This window comes from Methylotenera sp. N17 (assembly GCF_000799155.1).
Classification (GTDB): Bacteria; Pseudomonadota; Gammaproteobacteria; order Burkholderiales; family Methylophilaceae; genus Methylophilus.
In genome coordinates this window covers 310,866-324,680 of the sequence record NZ_JUGE01000001.1, presented here as the reverse complement: position 1 = coordinate 324,680, position 13,815 = coordinate 310,866, and the positions used below count along the sequence as shown (strand labels likewise).

General features: G+C 47.6%; 16 protein-coding genes. 4 read left to right on the top strand and 12 right to left on the bottom strand.

Annotated features, from left to right (window positions below; translation table 11 throughout):
* The first annotated feature begins 40 nt into the window (after positions 1-40).
* A complete protein-coding gene (trmL, locus tag FG11_RS01645) occupies positions 41-505 on the top strand; it encodes a tRNA (uridine(34)/cytosine(34)/5-carboxymethylaminomethyluridine(34)-2'-O)-methyltransferase TrmL (RefSeq protein WP_047532740.1) in 465 nt (154 codons plus the stop codon).
* A gap of 82 nt (positions 506-587) precedes the next feature.
* On the top strand, positions 588-1,022 hold the full coding sequence (locus FG11_RS13160; protein ID WP_160277114.1) for a hypothetical protein: 435 nt from the start codon (positions 588-590) through the stop codon (positions 1,020-1,022).
* A gap of 20 nt (positions 1,023-1,042) precedes the next feature.
* Here the strand turns inward: FG11_RS13160 and FG11_RS01635 are convergent, their stop codons facing one another.
* From FG11_RS01635 to FG11_RS01615, 5 genes are all read right to left on the bottom strand, one after another.
* Complete coding sequence (locus tag FG11_RS01635; protein WP_020183894.1) at positions 1,043-2,035, bottom strand: NAD(P)H-dependent glycerol-3-phosphate dehydrogenase; 993 nt, start codon at positions 2,033-2,035, stop codon at positions 1,043-1,045.
* 108 nt (positions 2,036-2,143) lie between these two features.
* Positions 2,144-2,593, bottom strand: coding sequence for an SH3 domain-containing protein (locus FG11_RS01630; RefSeq protein ID WP_026361914.1), 450 nt, complete (start codon positions 2,591-2,593; stop codon positions 2,144-2,146).
* Positions 2,594-2,597: 4 nt separating this feature from the next.
* Positions 2,598-3,074, bottom strand: coding sequence for a protein-export chaperone SecB (secB, locus tag FG11_RS01625; RefSeq protein ID WP_020183892.1), 477 nt, complete (start codon positions 3,072-3,074; stop codon positions 2,598-2,600).
* Between the two features lie 92 nt (positions 3,075-3,166).
* On the bottom strand, positions 3,167-3,424 hold the full coding sequence (grxC, locus tag FG11_RS01620) for a glutaredoxin 3 (protein WP_020183891.1): 258 nt from the start codon (positions 3,422-3,424) through the stop codon (positions 3,167-3,169).
* A 23-nt stretch (positions 3,425-3,447) separates the two neighbouring features.
* A complete protein-coding gene (locus tag FG11_RS01615) occupies positions 3,448-3,864 on the bottom strand; it encodes a rhodanese-like domain-containing protein (protein WP_020183890.1) in 417 nt (138 codons plus the stop codon).
* A gap of 147 nt (positions 3,865-4,011) precedes the next feature.
* Between FG11_RS01615 and gpmI the strand changes: the two genes are divergently transcribed.
* Entirely contained in the window at positions 4,012-5,556 is a 1,545-nt protein-coding gene (gpmI, locus tag FG11_RS01610) for a 2,3-bisphosphoglycerate-independent phosphoglycerate mutase (protein WP_047532739.1), read from the top strand.
* 49 nt (positions 5,557-5,605) lie between these two features.
* Positions 5,606-6,862 carry a murein hydrolase activator EnvC family protein gene (locus FG11_RS01605; protein ID WP_081978166.1) on the top strand — a complete coding sequence of 419 codons (1,257 nt, stop codon included), beginning with the start codon at positions 5,606-5,608 and terminating at the stop codon, positions 6,860-6,862.
* Positions 6,863-7,038: 176 nt separating this feature from the next.
* Here the strand turns inward: FG11_RS01605 and FG11_RS01600 are convergent, their stop codons facing one another.
* The 7 genes from FG11_RS01600 to FG11_RS01570 form a co-directional block, all read right to left on the bottom strand.
* Positions 7,039-7,329: a hypothetical protein gene (locus FG11_RS01600; protein ID WP_020183887.1), complete on the bottom strand. Its 291-nt coding sequence runs from the start codon at positions 7,327-7,329 to the stop codon at positions 7,039-7,041.
* Positions 7,330-7,489: 160 nt separating this feature from the next.
* Positions 7,490-7,876, bottom strand: coding sequence for an eCIS core domain-containing protein (locus FG11_RS01595; RefSeq protein WP_047532734.1), 387 nt, complete (start codon positions 7,874-7,876; stop codon positions 7,490-7,492).
* Between the two features lie 9 nt (positions 7,877-7,885).
* Positions 7,886-8,305, bottom strand: a complete 420-nt coding sequence (locus tag FG11_RS01590; protein ID WP_047532733.1) for a secondary thiamine-phosphate synthase enzyme YjbQ — start codon at positions 8,303-8,305, stop codon at positions 7,886-7,888.
* A gap of 18 nt (positions 8,306-8,323) precedes the next feature.
* The gene (locus FG11_RS01585; protein ID WP_047532731.1) at positions 8,324-8,875 is read right to left on the bottom strand and encodes a hypothetical protein; all 552 of its coding nucleotides are present in this window, start codon (positions 8,873-8,875) and stop codon (positions 8,324-8,326) included.
* Entirely contained in the window at positions 8,872-9,828 is a 957-nt protein-coding gene (locus FG11_RS01580) for a transglycosylase SLT domain-containing protein (protein ID WP_235276320.1), read from the bottom strand. The genes FG11_RS01585 and FG11_RS01580 overlap by 4 nt, the downstream gene beginning before the upstream one ends.
* A gap of 42 nt (positions 9,829-9,870) precedes the next feature.
* Positions 9,871-12,456: an ATP-dependent chaperone ClpB gene (gene clpB / locus FG11_RS01575; protein ID WP_047532727.1), complete on the bottom strand. Its 2,586-nt coding sequence runs from the start codon at positions 12,454-12,456 to the stop codon at positions 9,871-9,873.
* 53 nt (positions 12,457-12,509) lie between these two features.
* Positions 12,510-13,718, bottom strand: coding sequence for an exo-alpha-sialidase (locus tag FG11_RS01570; RefSeq protein WP_327036991.1), 1,209 nt, complete (start codon positions 13,716-13,718; stop codon positions 12,510-12,512).
* Positions 13,719-13,815 lie beyond the last annotated feature (97 nt).

Sequence of the window (13,815 nt, the reverse complement as noted above, 5' to 3'; positions counted from 1 at the left end):
CTCTCACTACCATCTTAATTTCAAGAACAAAGGGCTGAATGTGTTTGATATTGTGCTTTATGAGCCGGAAATTCCACCCAATACAGGCAATATCATCCGCCTATGTGCCAATACCGGCGCACAACTACATTTGGTCAAACCATTAGGGTTTAGTTTGGAAGACAAACAGCTCAAGCGCGCTGGCTTGGATTATCACGAATACGCCAGTTTACAGGTGCACGAAGACTGGGCTGCATGCAAAGTGGCACTGGCTGGTAAACGCATGTTTGCACTCACCACCAAAGGCAGTACGCGCCATACCAATCTGCAATTTAAAGCAGGCGATGTGTTTGTATTTGGCCCGGAAACACGCGGATTGCCACAGGAAATTAGAGATGAGTTTTTAGCGGAGCACCGTGTGCGCCTACCGATGCTGCCCGATAGCCGTAGCCTGAATCTATCTAACTCCGCCGCCATTTTGCTGTATGAGGCATGGCGGCAGATTGATTTTGTCCATGGTCAATAATTGTTAAAACGATGCAAAGTCATTGATTTTTTTCAAAAATCTCGCTAATGTTATGAGCCTTTTTGCTATTACACATCAACATATGATCGAAGTCATCATTCTTGGGGGATTTGTACTGTGCGTGGCCTATTATTGGCACACCATGCGTAGTGCTGAGCGTCGCCTCAACGAAATGCTTGAAGCTTCAGAAGCCTCGCTCGCAAAGCCGAGCTACCGTTGTGTGAAAATTGAAATTGGCCAACAAGCGTGCCAGCAAGTGCACATGTACCAAGCCAAACCTATTTTGGTCAACGATGCGCCAAGATTGCCTTTGGCAGAATGCAACGTTGCGCAATGTAACTGTAAATTTTTGCGATTTGATGACCGTCGTTCTGGTGAAGATCGCCGCGATCGTTCCGCAGATGCAGTGATGAATGCCAAGATTTATGCAGATAAACGCATCCGCAAAGACCGCAGAAAAGCCTCCATCAACCACTTTTTAAAAGGCTCTACCAAAAGCTATAGTCACGGCATTTAGTTACGCAGCCCTGCCTAACCTTAAATTCCCTCTGGTTTTTGCTCGCGGCCCAGCAAATCCATCACGGCATCACGCGCCGACTTACCGTGCGTAAGTGCTTGATTCACTTCATAAGTAATGGGCATATCTACCTTAATTAAATCAGCTCTGCGCATCACTTCGCGTGCGGTATTCACGCCTTCCGCAACATGACCCAATCCTTTTAAGATATCCTCTAACGGCTTGCCTGTGGCCAATTGCAAACCGACTTCGCGGTTTCTGGAGTACTGTCCGGTACAAGTGAGAATTAAATCGCCCGCGCCTGCCAACCCCATAAAAGTTTCGGCTTTTGCACCTAGTGCAATACCAAACCGTGTAATTTCGGCCAACCCGCGTGTAATCATTGCGGCACGTGCATTGTTGCCAAACCCCATGCCGTCGGAAATACCGGCAGCAATCGCCATCACGTTTTTGATGGCACCACCCACCGACACGCCAACGACATCGGTGCTGTTATATACGCGCAAACAGCCACCATGAATCAGATTAGCCGCGTGTTGCGCAAAGTCTGCATTGTTGGCGGCCAGCGTGACAGCCGTAGGTAAACCGCGTACCAATTCCGCAGCAAAGCTGGGGCCAGAGAGTGCACCCCAATGGCGGTCATGACCCAACTCTTCTTGTGCCACCTCGAATGGGAGTTTGGCAGTTTCTGGTTCCAAGCCCTTGTGTGCCCAAATAATCGGTTGGGTGGCATGTAAATCGGCCAGCGCTTTAAGTATCGGACGAAAACCAGCGGTAGGTACCACTGATAACACGATATCGGCATGTTGAATGGCCGTAGCCAAGTCATCTTCCACTTGCAAGCGGTCATTAAAAGTGAAATCGCCCAGATAAAGCGGATTGGCGCGTGCTTTACGCATGCCGGAAACGTGGCCGCTATTACGTGCCCACAGCGCAACATCATGTTGCTGACTGATATGCATCGCCAGCGCGGTACCCCAAGCGCCTGCGCCAAGCACCGCCACTTTAGCCATGATTGAAACCCCTGCTATTCATCGTTATTGTTAATGTCGACTATACGTAAAGACTGTAGTGCTATGTCCGCGCACGTACTTAATTGATTGCGCATACCTGCTAAAAGATTAATTGCCCCACACGGCGGTAGTGCGCACAAAACCAGAGAGACCATCGCGGTGTTTTACTTTGATCCAGCCACTTTTTGTGGACGCTGTAATAATCTCTACGACTACATCTTTTTCCAACGTGGCCACTAGCGGCGCGCCGTCTTCATCCGCTTGTTTAAGTTCCGCTTGTTCGCCCACAATCAATGCGGTACGTTTAGCGCTCAACTGTTTGCCTTGCACCCAACTGAGAGTGCCAAAGTGATCGCGGATTTTAATCCACTCACCCAAATTCACAATCACTTCGACCGGGTAACCACTGCCAATCAGATAGAGCTTTTTGGCCTCGGTAGAAGGCGCATCGTACAACACCGCTTTGCTGATAGCCACTGAACGGAACTCCAGCGCTTGCACCTGAACAGCGAGCAATAGCCCTAACGCAGCAAAGCCAATGTAAAGCGCAGAACGCACGTATTTAGTTGAGTTGCGCACCAGTTTCAGCCGCTTGCTTTTGCTGCATATACAATGCTTCAAAATTAATTGGGTTGAGCAATACTGGCGCAAAACCTGCACGTGTCACCATGTCTGACACAGCTTCACGGGCATATGGGAACAAGATATTTGGGCATGCTACAGCCAACACTGGCTCCAGATTTTCTTCTGGCATATTGCGAATGACAAAAATACCTGCTTGCGCCACTTCTACCAAGAATGCAGTTTTGTCACCAACTTTTGCGGTCACAGTGACTTTAATTGACACATCAAAAATGCCTTCTTCTAGCTTTTGTGCGGCATTGGCCAACTCAACGCTCACTTGCGGTGGTGTACGATCGGTAAAAATCTGTGGGGCATTAGGCACTTCGATAGAAGCATCTTTAATGTATAGTTTTTCAATACCAAACGCTGGTTGTTCATTCACTGCGGCTTGGTTTGCGTTATCTTCTTTTGCCATGTTAAATCCCTGAAGTTAAATTCTTTACTGCTGTTTGTTGATAAAAAGTGTGCCGTATTTTAACGTTTAATCCATGACAAAACTATTAAAATTTACACCGTCAATAATGGGTCTAACTCGCCTGCCAAATCCAAGGCACGCAAATCATCAAAGCCGCCAATATGGCGCTCATCAATGTAGATTTGCGGTACAGTACGACGGCCTGTTTTCTCCATCATTTCCTGCCTAAGTTCCGGCTGTAAATCTACACGAATTTTCTCAATCTCATTGACGCCCTTATTGCGCAACAAACGTTCTGCATTGATGCAATATGGGCAAACTGCGCTGGTGTACATGCGTACTTTAGACATACCTGATTCCGATATCCAATAAACTAAGCCGTTTTAACGATGGGCAGTTTGGCTTCTTGCCATGCAGCCAAGCCACCTTGCAATTGATGCAACTGCGTGAATTCTTGCGCACGCAGAATGGTACATGCTGTTTTAGCACGCATACCTTTTTGGCAATGCACCAGCACTGGTTTTTGTTTGAATTTTTCAATTTCTTTCAGGCGATTAGGCAACTCAGCCAGTGGAATATGCTTAGCACCTTGGATATGACCGGCTTCAAACTCTGCCGCATCGCGTACATCCAACACCAACGGTTTGGAGCGACTCATCAACATCACGGCTTCGGTTGGTGAGATATTGGGCACACCGGCTGCTCCACGGTTGAGCATAGGCCATAACAATGTCAGGCCAGAACCAATCGCCAAGCCAATGAGCAAGGCATTTTCTTTAATAAATTCCAACGCGTATCCTTTAATGTGTGATTGATTTCAATATGGTGACGGCACTGCAGATTTTCAAGGAAAATTGCGCAATCCTAGCCGGATAGTATGCGTTAAGCACAGCTAACCATTATAATGGAAATAACCTGAAACAGACGAGATTACCGCATGCAAACCACTCCTGTAATTCTATTAATTTTAGATGGCTTTGGGTACAGCACCCAATGGGAAAACAATGCTGTTGCACAAGCCAACACGCCACATTTGGACGCGCTGAAAAAGACTTACCCGAACACCTTGATTAATGCTTCCGAGCATTATGTCGGGCTACCGGATGGACAGATGGGCAACTCAGAAGTCGGGCATTTGAACATTGGTGCGGGGCGTATCGTATTTCAAGATTTCGAGCGCATCAATAACAGCATCAGTAGCGGTGAGTTTTATCAAATTCCCGCGCTCGTCAATACCATTCAAACGCTCAAAGCCAGCAATAAAGCCTTACATATTTTTGGCTTATTATCCGATGGCGGTGTGCATAGCCACCAATCGCATATTCACGCCATGCTGACCATGGCAGCACAGCAAGGCCTGCAAAAAGTATATGTACACGCATTCTTAGATGGCCGTGATACACCGCCGATTAGTGCTAAGCCTTATATCACGGCGCTGGAGGCTCACATTCAGTCTATCGGTGTTGGCAAAATCGCCTCTGTCAGTGGTCGCTTTTATAGCATGGATAGGGATAAGCGCTGGGAGCGTGTCGCGCCTGCTTACCATATGTTAGTAGATGGTGTGGCGGAATTCGTGGCGCCCACGGCGACCGCGGCATTAGAACAAGCTTATGCACGTAATGAGTCAGATGAGTTCGTTAAATGTACAGCGATTCACGATGCAGGCAGCCCAGCCATCACTATGGAGGATGGCGATGCCGTGATCTATATGAACTTTAGAAGTGACCGCGCGCGCCAAATGACCGATGCGCTACTTAACCCGGCTTTCAATGGTTTTGAGCGTGGTCGTGTGCCTGCTCTGTCCTACTATTTTACGCTGACACAGTACGATCAAAATCAAACCAAAGCACTGCCCGTATTTGCACCATTTAGCGTACCGAATACCTTTGGCGAATATGTGTCTCAACTTGGACTTAACCAATTACGCATTGCCGAAACCGAGAAATATCCACACGTGACTTTTTTCTTTAATGGTGGAGAAGAAACGGTGTTTGCTGGCGAAGACCGCATTATGGTGCCATCCCCTAAAGTGGCCACATATGATTTACAGCCGGAAATGAGCGCACCAGAAGTGACCGATAAATTGGTGGAAGCCATTTTATCTAAACATTACCAAGCCGTGATTTGCAATTACGCCAATGGCGATATGGTCGGCCACACTGGCAACCTGCAAGCGGCGATTCAGGCAGTGGAAACATTAGACACGTGCTTAGGGCGTGTAGTAGCTGCTGCACAAGCTACAGGTGCGGAAGTGATTATTACCGCAGACCATGGCAATGCAGAAATGATGTATGACCCAGGCAGTGATCAGGCGCACACACAGCACACTACCAATTTAGTACCGTTTATTTACGTGGGTAGACCGGCCACGCTGCAAAACACGGGCGCTCTCTCGGATATTGCCCCTACCCTGTTGCAGTTAATGGGGATAGCACAGCCCAAAGAAATGACAGGCAAAAGTTTAGTGCATTTCGGTAGTTGAAGCACCGTTGATGATACTAAAAAAAGTGTTTTGGCGATGTACTTGGCTTATGCTTGGTTTGTTAGCTGCGCACTCTGTGTTGGCAGCCAAGAAAGCAGATGCTGCCAAAGATGATTTAAAAGATGTGCATGAAAAAATCGAGTCGCTTAAGAAAGAATTAGACGCGTCTACCGATGCGCATAAAGATGCGGCGGACGCACTCAAAGCATCAGAAACTGCCATTAGCAAAGCGCAAAAAAAATTACACGAAATCAGTCTCAAGCAAAAACAGAATAGTGTCACACTCACACAACTCAAGCAGCAATCGCTGCGCATCAATGACGCGCTATCTGACCAACAACAGCAGTTAAGCCAACAGCTATATCAACAATATTTACATGGCAACCAAAGCTATACGCAACTGATGTTGGAAAACAAAGACCCCAATGCAATCGCACGTGATTTGAAATACTTTGCCTATATTGCCAAGGCACGCAGCCAGTTAATAAATGAGATGCAGGGCAATTTGCGTAAAGTAGAAAGCCTGAATGATGAAACTGCGGCAAAGTTGAATGAAGTGGCCGCACTCAAACAAAAACAGGAAGAAGAAAAGAAAGCGTTACTGCAACAAAAGCAAGAAAAAGCCAAAGTCGTCCAATCACTCTCACAAAAAATCGCAGCGCAGCGCAGTGAAATCAGCAAACTCAAACGTGATGAGAAAAATCTGTCCAACCTAGTTGAACGGTTAGCAAAACTTGCGGCTGCACAAAAGAAAAAACAACTCGCCCAGCAAAAAGCCAAAGCAAAATCCGCAAAAAAAGCTTCTGGTCGACCCAACACAACGCCATCTAATACAACGCAACCAGCACCAGAAAATCAAACCATCGCACGTAACGAGACCTTGCCGGACAATGATGTGGATGGTGTGCACTTTCCCAGCTTGCGCGGAAAATTGCGGTTGCCTGTACGCGGCGAAGTAAGCAATCGTTTTGGCGCGGTACGCTCTGACACCGGTGTGAGCTGGAAAGGCCTATTTATTCGTGCCAATGAAGGCAATGAAGTGAAATCAATTGCTAGTGGCCGCATTGTGTTTGCAGATTGGATGCGTGGTTTTGGCAATTTAATCATTGTGGATCACGGCAGCGGCTATATGAGTTTATACGGCAATAATCAAGCCTTGCTCAAAAACGTGGGGGAGAAAGTCAGCGGTGGTGACACGATTGCGGCAGTAGGCAATAGTGGTGGCAATGAAAGCAATGGACTGTATTATGAGCTGCGCAGAAACAGCGTACCGTTTGACCCGTTGAGTTGGAGCAATGTGCGCTAGTAGATAATAGTGCATGGGTGTTGTGCGATGCATACTGAGTAAAGCCCACATAAAAAAGCGCACTGCAAGTGCGCTTTTTTATTACCGATATCCACTTAATACGATTAAGTGAGACGATTAAGTGGATATATTGCTAAATAAGACTATAGCTCAGTGAGACTGCAGCAAGCTAATACTTAGCTACCTTCTGCAGGGGCCTCTGCTGGTGCCGCTTCCGCAGCCGGTGCTTCTGCTGGTGCTGCACCTGCCAACTCTTCTGCAGTTAATGTGATGCCTGGTACGCGCTCTTCTGCTGTTGGCTCGTAACCACCTGCCACAGGCGCTGCTGGAGCCGCTTCTGGCGCTGCAGCTGCCGGTGCCGCCTCAGCAGCAGGTGCCGCTGGTGCTTCTTCCGCCTTCTCACCACAAGCAGTTAATAACAAGCTTGCCAATAATGCAGAAACCAAAACTGATGATGTAAATTTCATATACCCTCCAAAAAAATAATTGCAAATATTTATTTATATACTATTTATATACAAAGACTTAGCCAATGTTTCTAACACAATACCACGATATTGTGATTAGTATCAACAATCCTACATTGCGCACCACACAAAAACAGTAGGTGAACTCTCTAAATTTAAGTCAGATTGCTCCTACATCTCGCGCTATCATCGCGCCTTTTGCATAAGCTTCTAGCTCGTAGACACTATGTCGATAACCACGCCGACAGGACCAAAGGTACTTTAATAGTGTCATGCCATGTAGAAACTGCGATACATGCACCAACTCATGCCCCAGCAGTTCTGTACCCTGCCTTGTATTAGGCTGATACACGCCAGCCCTGAAAAAAATACGATGTTGCAACACCACCGCACACATACGCTGACTTAGCCACATTGGCACGGCGCCTTCAATGATGCGCGCTTGTTCAATCACAACACTAGAAAAATAGGGTTTAAACGTATCACGCTCACTAACCGTCAGCGGACGCCCTTGCTGTCGCACCCCACTTATCCAACCATTTAACACGGAGAAACGCTACGCACCAATCACATGCATCAACACGCGTCGTGTCGCTGGCATATGCCGGTGTTCAAACAAAAAAATACCCTGCCATTGCCCCAATGCCACTTTGCCTTCTAATAGCGGGATAGATAGACTGGTTTGCGTGAGCGCTGTGCGCACATGCGCAGGCATGTCGTCAGGGCCTTCCACCGTATGGATAAATAGCTCGTCACCATCTGGCACTAGCCGATTAAAAAATGCTTCCATATCGACCAGTACATCGCTGTCGTAATTTTCATTCATCAGCAGGCTGGCCGACGTATGTTGAATATACAGCGTCAACAATCCGGTTTGTAATCCTTGCGCATTCGCCCATTGCATGACTTGCGGTGTGATATCGTATAAGCGACGGCCTTGTGCTTTGACTACCAGTGTTTCTGTACTTTGACGCATGTGACTCCAAACAATGACTTACCAACCATAACCCATACCCCAGCCGAATCTTGGTCCATAGCGGTAGCCAAACGGAGAATACCCGAACGGTCCACCATACCAAGGCCTGCCATAATAAAAGCCCCAATAGGGATCATACCCACGCATCTGTGCAAGGTCGCGTTCACGTTTCAACTTTTTCTCGCTCAGCCTACGCGCTTGTTCACGCTTATTGATTTCATCTGCCAACGCATTTTGGCGTGCAAGCTCGTTGGATTGATGAATATATTCTAACACTTTAATATCCAAGCCCCGTTTGTTCAAATCTAGACTTTGCGCGGGCGTGAGGTCATAGCGCGAATTGCTGGACTTAATTTTTTCGATAATCTCATCTGGTGTTTTCCCCTGTTTGGCATCGGCCACCAACTCTTCCAAACTTACAGTGGCAACGGCCGGTGGGATCAACTTCTCCAGCTCCTCCGGCGAAATACGTTCTACTTCAGCTTGTGTCGGGCTGTTACCTGTGGTGGCACAACCCGCCAGCATCAAGAGTACGGATGTAGCCATCAATATCGATAATAGTTGTTTCATAACACTCTCGCTTTCTTTGCTTTGGACTGTGTTTTTAATGTGCTGATGATCGGCGATGGCGCTGTAATACTGGCATCAAACACGTGGTACGGCGACTGGTACAAGCCCATGACTTTTTTCACATAGGCTTTCGTTTCTTTATAAGGCGGGATGCCATGGTAGCGATCAACGGTACGCTCTCCTGCATTATAGGCGGCCACGGCTAAGGCTACATCCCCCCTAAAATAAGACAACAGCCAACGCAAATATTTCACACCACCTTTAATATTTTGGCTAGCGTTATAAGCATTTTTTACATTAAAGCGTTCTGCAGTCGCCGGAATCAATTGCATGAGCCCCTGTGCATCCTTGTTGGATTGTGCGGCAATGGTAAAGTTTGATTCTGCCGTAATGATAGACAGCACCAGTTTGCTATCTACCTGATGCCAACTGGCAATTTTGTCTGCCAACTCCACCACCCAGCGTTTATGCCTGGGCAATGTAGCAATGTAGGCATCAATCGCTGCAGATTGTCGCGGTGCAGTTGTATCTGGTGATTTTTCTGGGGAAACTTCACTCAGTACGCATGCAGGCGCTTGTTGCGTGGTCAACGCCACGGTTTCCAGCATTTTTTGTGCTTCTGCATGGCCATGCGCCGAGGCAATGCCAAACAAATTGGCGGCATAATCACGGTTTGCTGGCACACCACGCCCCACTGCGTACAACATACCTAAGCGGTATGCGCCTTCTGCGCTACCATAGCGTGAAGCCTGACAATACAAATCGGCCGCTTTCCAGGCAGCCTCTTCTTCGTCCTCATCTAACAATAAACTGGCGCGCTCTAGCATACCGCGCACCAGCGGCGGCTCATTATCGAATGTTTCCAGCTGGCTAGAAGTAAATGCCCACGCCGGTGCGCTGGCACATCCCACAGCCAATAAAATAGAGGTGATATAGCCCTTCGTATTCATCATATGCGTCGTGCGTATCACCCCTATGTGGTTACTGCGTGTGGCTTAACCTTTGCTGAACATCATTTTTCCTGCCTTACAATCTACTACGACAGTATCTTTGGCCACAAAATTCCCACTTAAAATTTCGCGTGCCAATGGATTCTCGATTTCGCTCTGGATTGCACGCTTCAATGGTCTTGCACCATACACCGGATCAAAGCCGGCACTGGCGATTTCTGCCATGGCAGCATCAGTCACCGTCAATTGCATATCCATTGCATTCAAGCGTTTGGCCAAGTATTGCAACTGGATACTGGCAATCGATTTCACATGCGCTTCGCCTAGTGCGTGGAACACTACCACTTCGTCAATCCGGTTAACGAACTCCGGTCTGAAATGACTTTTCACTTCGCCCATCACTGCCAGTTTCACCAGTTGATAGTCATCGCCGGTCATGCTTTGGATCATCTGACTACCCAAGTTGCTGGTCATGATAATCACGGTATTTTTAAAATCTACCGTGCGGCCTTGTCCATCGGTTAAACGGCCATCATCCAACACTTGTAGCAATACATTGAATACATCGGGGTGCGCTTTTTCCACCTCATCCAGCAAAATCACGGAATACGGTTTGCGACGTACTGCTTCGGTCAGCGTACCGCCTTCTTCATAACCCACATAGCCAGGAGGCGCACCAATCATACGTGCAACCGAATGCTTCTCCATAAACTCGCTCATATCGATACGAATCAGATGGTCTTCCGAATCGAATAAGAAACCAGCCAAGGCTTTACATAACTCTGTTTTACCCACGCCAGTCGGGCCCAAAAACAAAAAGCTGCCGTAGGGGCGATTCGGATCGCCCAAACCTGAGCGAGAGCGTCGAATGGCATCCGACACCAAACGCACGGCCTCATCTTGCCCCACTACACGCTCATGCAATTTGGTTTCCATGGTCAGCAATTTATCGCGCTCACCCGTCAACATTTTGCTGACTGGAATGCCTGTGGCACGGCTCACCACTTCGGCAATTTCATCAGCACCGACTTCGGTACGCAGCATTTTGTGTTTCACTTCACCCACGTTGGCTTCTGCGGTAGAGGCTTGTTTTAACTGTGCTTCTAACGCTGGTAATTTGCCATATTGCAGCTCCGATACTTTCTGCCATTCGCCTTTGCGTGTGGCTTCTTCCATCTCAAATTTAATCTTTTCAATGGCTTCTTTAATATGCGCAGAACCTTGTACCTGCGCTTTTTCTGCTTTCCAGATTTCCTCTAAATCCGCATATTCTCTTTCGAGTTTGGTGATTTCTTCTTCAATCAACTCAAAACGCTTTTTACTACCTTCGTCTTTTTCACGGCGCACGGCTTCACGCTCAATTTTCAATTGAATCAAGCGTCTATCTAACTTATCCATGACTTCTGGCTTGCTGTCGATTTCCATTTTGATGCGGCTGGCTGCCTCATCAATCAAATCAATGGCCTTGTCTGGCAAAAAGCGGTCGGTGATATAACGATGTGACAATTCCGCCGCTGCGACAATCGCCGGGTCAGTAATCTCTACGCCATGGTGCAATTCGTACTTCTCTTGCAAGCCGCGCAAAATGGCAATAGTGGCTTCTACTGAAGGTTCATCCACCAGCACTTTTTGGAAACGGCGTTCTAGCGCCGCATCTTTTTCGATGTATTTACGGTACTCATCCAAAGTGGTCGCGCCCACGCAATGCAGCTCACCGCGCGCCAAGGCAGGCTTGAGCATATTGCCAGCATCCATCGCACCTTCCGCTTTACCGGCGCCCACCATAGTATGAATTTCATCAATAAACACAATGGTTTGGCCTTCATCTTGTGCCAACTCTTTGAGCACGGATTTCAAGCGCTCTTCAAACTCGCCACGATATTTAGCACCCGCCAATAAAGCGGCCATGTCTAGGCTTAATACTTTTTTGTTTTTGAGGGTATCAGGGACTTCACCATCCACAATACGTTGCGCCAAGCCTTCAACAATGGCAGTTTTACCGACGCCTGGTTCACCTATCAACACGGGGTTATTTTTGGTACGGCGGCCTAAAATTTGAATCGCACGGCGAATCTCATCGTCACGGCCAATCACTGGGTCTAGCTTACCCATGCGTGCACGCTCGGTTAAATCCATGGTGTATTTTTTCAGTGCTTCGCGTTGTCCTTCCGCTTCTTGGCTGTCCACATGGTGATCGCCACGTACCGTTTGCACCGCTGCTTCTAGTGCCGCTTTGGTCAGGCCATTAGATTTTAGTAGCTTACCCGTCTCGCCTTTGTCTTCGGCCAATGCTAATAAGAACATCTCACTGGCAATGTATGCATCATTGCGCTTTTGTGCGAGCTTGTCTGTCACATTCAGTAAGTTGTTTAAATCACGAGAGATAGCAATTTCGCCATTGGCTTCTGTGGCTTTAGGTAAATTACTAATGGATTGATTTAATGCTGCTTTTAGTGGATTGACTTGCACACCAGCACGCGCCAATAGTGCGCCAGTACTGGCGTCATCTTGATTCAACATGGCCAGTAATAAATGCTGTGCTTCTATGGTGGGGTTATCGGCACCCAGCGCAATGCTTTGTGCATCGGCCAAGGCCTGTTGGAATTTAGTGGTTAACTTATCGAAACGCATTATCGCCTCCTTAATCTTTGTCTGTTATTAAGGTGGGGCGGTTTTTGCATTTTTCAATACGATGTCAACAATGAAAGTAGGGTTAATCCAAACTGTTCGCCATTGCAGGCTAAATAAGGTCGCTGCCGATGCACCAATAATACGGGGTAGTCTAATTTCTGGCTGCTGGTCAACCACGACTTAGGGGCTTGCCATGTCTTGCCCTCATCATCTGACTGCATGCCCCAGATGCTGTATTGGCCGTCTTTGATTTCACGCCATACTAGCCACACTTGTTTACCCACACTGACCACGGCCGGGTGTCCAGCTTGCTTGGTATTGTCGCCAAACTTTTTGGCTGGTGAAGACACCCAAGCAACACCATCCATGCGGCTGTAATACAAACCAGGATTCTTATCGTTACCATCAAAATAAGCCATGTGGTAACCCCACCAATCAGCGCCCTCACCACCGCTGGCCAATGCTGCCCCATGATGTGGGCAACCGTCGATTTTCCAACGTCCAAACGTTGCACGATGCGGCATAACCGTTTGTTTTTGTATAGGAATCTCTGCAATCATATGGTCGCGCTCGCTCCCCTCAAACACATGTCGCCATAAGGCAACCACCGTGCCATCGGGTTTGTGTGTGGTGGCAATGCGGCAGCATTCGCAACTGTTATCCGCTAACTTTTGTTCTACTTGGAAAGAGCTGCCTTTATCGGTAGATACTGCATAGTAAATGGCAGCGCCCTCATACGGTTTGTTCGCAGCCTTTGCCGCCAGTAAGTCGCGTTTATCTACCCATGTCACCGTGATACGGCCATTGGGTGCAACATGCAAGGCATCAAAACGATGCGTAATCTCAGCACGGTCTTGATGCACAATGATGGGCGCATCAAATTGCTTGCCTTGGCTGGTAGAACGCGCAAACCAGATATAGCCGGCATAGGGCGCTTTGAGTGATTCGGTCCAACTCAGGTAGATAAACCCTTCTGGAGAAACCGCAATTTTAGGTCTTGCTTCACCATCCGCAGCGACTTTCATGGCAACCGGATTTACTTTCACCGCAGCAGCAAAAGTCTTACCTAAATCTGCACTTTTATCTACCCACACATAGCCGTTTTTAACACTTGCCCGCCATAGCTGGCCCTGTGGGTCTATGGTCACGCTAATGGCAAGGTGATTGGCTTGATATTGGGTATGGGCTTCATGCGCATTAGCGACATGGCAAAACACGGCCATAAACAGCGCCAATACTGGGATAAGGATTGATGTATACATGGTCAATATGGTAACGCATTTCATCTGCTTTTTTCAGAGAAATGTACGTTTTTAAATTGTGTAATTTTATCGATTGGTGGCCTAAAGTTTTATGTAA